At 61.9% G+C, this 2,865-nt stretch carries 3 protein-coding genes; 2 read left to right on the forward strand and 1 reads right to left on the reverse strand.

Translation table 11 applies throughout. The annotated features are described in order from the left end of the window. Positions 1-491: 491 nt before the first annotated feature. Positions 492-1,466, forward strand: coding sequence for a L,D-transpeptidase (locus ENZ74_RS27625; protein ID WP_335919097.1), 975 nt, complete (start codon positions 492-494; stop codon positions 1,464-1,466). 86 nt (positions 1,467-1,552) lie between these two features. Here the strand turns inward: ENZ74_RS27625 and ENZ74_RS27630 are convergent, their stop codons facing one another. After that, a complete protein-coding gene (locus ENZ74_RS27630) occupies positions 1,553-2,239 on the reverse strand; it encodes a D-lyxose/D-mannose family sugar isomerase (protein WP_063170203.1) in 687 nt (228 codons plus the stop codon). Positions 2,240-2,430: 191 nt separating this feature from the next. Between ENZ74_RS27630 and ENZ74_RS27635 the strand changes: the two genes are divergently transcribed. Next, positions 2,431-2,865: alanine racemase (locus ENZ74_RS27635; RefSeq protein WP_206522340.1), on the forward strand; the 435-nt coding region annotated here is incomplete at its 3' end.

Genomic DNA, 2,865 nt, shown 5'->3' on the forward strand with positions numbered 1-2,865 from the left:
GATCAGCACGGAGCAGTCTATCTCATCGTGAAGTTGGGCGTTTGGGTCAGACGAAAGCCAGGAAGCATAGGAGCGAAGCTGCTTGAGCCTGGCTGTTTTCTCAAGCCGTGCCTGGCGCTCATCCTCGGCTGGTTGAGCCGGTCCTTTGTTCTTCTGGGCAGGAAATTGCATCCTGGCTCTCCTCGGTCACCGAGCCTGTGGAGACGGACTCAATCGGGCGTTGGCCCGTTGTCGCTCCGGTCTCTGCGGTTCTGAAGCCAACACATGCGCTGACGGGAGTCGCCATTCATCTTGATGATGGCGGACCCTTATCAACAATGCACCCGCGCCACCGCCGGGTGCTCCTGGTCCGGGTTCACTGCGCGCACGGCACTCGGCAGTCGGACGCAACTGCAGGAAATGGAACCAGATCGGCCGTGCGACGTCATAGAAGCAGGTGCCCATACGGGAGTGTGACCTCCATGATCAGGCTCGTTCTTGTCGCGGTCGCCATGCTCGTCATCGCATGCGATGCAACGGCGGCGGCAAAACTGGACGCGGCCGCCGTCAACAACGCCCAATTTGACGGCAGCGAAGCGAAAGGCGTCAGTGCGACCGTGCTGAAGGCGCAAATCCTCCTGGATCGTGCACGCTTCTCGCCAGGCCTGATCGATGGCCGCAAGGCAGAGAACTTCACCCGGGCAGTCAGTGCGTTCCAAGCGGCCAACGGATTGCCTGCCGACGGCAAGCTCACCCGCGAGACATGGGACAAGCTGGTCGCGACCTCCTCGCGCCCCGCGATTGAGACCTACGATTTGACACGCAAGGATGTGCATGGGCCGTTCACCAGGCGAATTCCGGCGCGCATGGAGAGGATGGCCCGCCTGCCCAGGCTGGCCTACCACAATGCCCTGGAAAAGATGGCGGAGCGCTTCCACATCAGCGAGCAACTGCTTGAACGGCTCAATCCCGGCATCGGCTTCAGGAGGGCGGGGCAAAAGCTGCTCGTGCCAGCTGTCACCCGAGGTGATCCGCCGCAAGACATCGCGAGCGTCGAGGTCGACAAGAGCGCTCGCCAGGTTCGGGTGCTTGACCCTTCCGGCAAAGTGCTTGCGACGTACCCCGCCTCGATCGGAAGTCAGGAGAAGCCCGCGCCGAGTGGCCAGGCGGAGGTCAAACGCGTGGTGCACCACCCAGCCTATCATTACGATCCCGAGTTTGCCTTCAAGGGAGTGAGGAGCAAGCGCCCCTTCACGATCGCTGCCGGGCCAAACAATCCGGTGGGATCGGTCTGGATCGACTTGTCCATCGATAGCTACGGCATTCACGGGACTCCGGACCCAGGCAAGATCGGAAAGACCTTCTCGCATGGTTGCATCAGGCTGACCAACTGGGATGCCGAAGACCTCGCCTCCGAAGTGCAAAAAGGCACAAAGGTCGTCTTCAAGGACGAAGCGGCAGGATCGGTCGAACAGGGATCGCAGTAGGTAGGCGATACGGCCTACCCACTTTCGACCGTGCGACTAGTCACACGGTCGTGTGACTGGCGTCGCCGAGGGCGTGGAGCGGCCCTTTACCCCAGCCACTTCTCGTAGTCGGACACCAGCAGATGGATCGGGGCAACGTCTTCGTCGATGTTGGAAAAACGGCCGATCGGTTCGCGAAACACATTGTCGGTGAGATCGTCGTTGACGGTCGAGACCTCGCCGATCAGCACATCCTTGCCCTCGGCCCAAAAGGCATGCCAGACGCCGGGCAGCAGCGTGACGCTTTGGCCCGGGTCGAGCTTCAGGAGCCCGCCCGCAGGCAGCCTGTGGATGGTTCCGTCGACCGGCACCGAAACCTCGGCCTTGGGATCGATGCCGCCGTCGCGGTCATGCATGAACAGTTCCAGCACCAGCTTGCCGCCGCCACGGTTGATGATGTCCTCGGCCTTGACGTTGTGGCGATGCATCGGCGACAGCTGGTCCTTGCGCGAGATCATGATTTTCTCGGCATAGAGCATGCCCATGCCCTTCTTCATGTCCTCGTAGCGGCCGTTGCGAACGGTGAACAGGAACAGGCCGAGCTCCTTGAACTTCTCCTGACCGTAATCGGTGATGTCCCAGCCGAGCCGCGAGGTAAACACGGCCGCGGAGTCGGCCTGGCGCGCCTTCGCCTCCTGCGGCGACCAATAGGCGAAGGGCGGCATGATGTAGCCGAACGAGCGGATGAAAGCGTCGGCTTCGCGGATGATGTCGTTGATGGCGGAGCGCTTCATGATCATGATCCCTTCGTATCGATTTGTCTGGCAAATCGCATAGCCGAACGTCGATGCGGTGTCGATCCATCTCGCCGCCCTGCCCGGTCTTGCGCTTAGGCGCATGGACCACAGATCCGCTTCGCTGGCCGCGTGACATCGCGGATTTTCAGGGCCATAAAACCCGCGGATTCCTCATGGGGTGAAAGATGATGCCGACCGTCCACGACCTCGATACGCCGTCGATTCTCATCGACGCCGCGCGCGCCGAAGCCAACATTGCCCGCGCCCAGGCGCATGCCGACAAGAACGGGCTGAAGCTCAGGCCGCATATCAAGACGCACAAATTGCCCTATTGGGCGAAGAAGCAGGTGGCGGCCGGCGCCGTCGGCATCACCTGCCAGAAGATCGGCGAGGCCGAGGTGATGGCCGATGCCGGGCTGGCCGATATTTTTCTTCCCTACAACATCCTTGGGCGCGCCAAGCTGGAGCGGCTTCTGGCGCTGCACGGGCGAGTCACCCTGTCGGTGACAGCGGACAGCATGGAGACGCTCGAAGGGCTGGCAACCACCTTCACCGATGCCGGTCATCGTCTACCGGTGCTGGTCGAATGCGACACCGGCATGGGACGCTGCGGCGTGCAGTCG

Origin of the sequence: Mesorhizobium sp. M7A.F.Ca.CA.002.15.2.1 (assembly GCF_003998715.1) — a bacterium.
GTDB lineage: Bacteria > Pseudomonadota > Alphaproteobacteria > Rhizobiales > Rhizobiaceae > Mesorhizobium > Mesorhizobium ciceri.

Coding starts and splice junctions, on each gene's coding strand:
- ENZ74_RS27625 (WP_335919097.1), top strand. CDS start 492: ATGCTCGTCATCGCATGCGATGCAACGGCGGCGGCAAAACTGGACGCG.
- ENZ74_RS27630 (WP_063170203.1), bottom strand. CDS start 2,239: ATGAAGCGCTCCGCCATCAACGACATCATCCGCGAAGCCGACGCTTTC.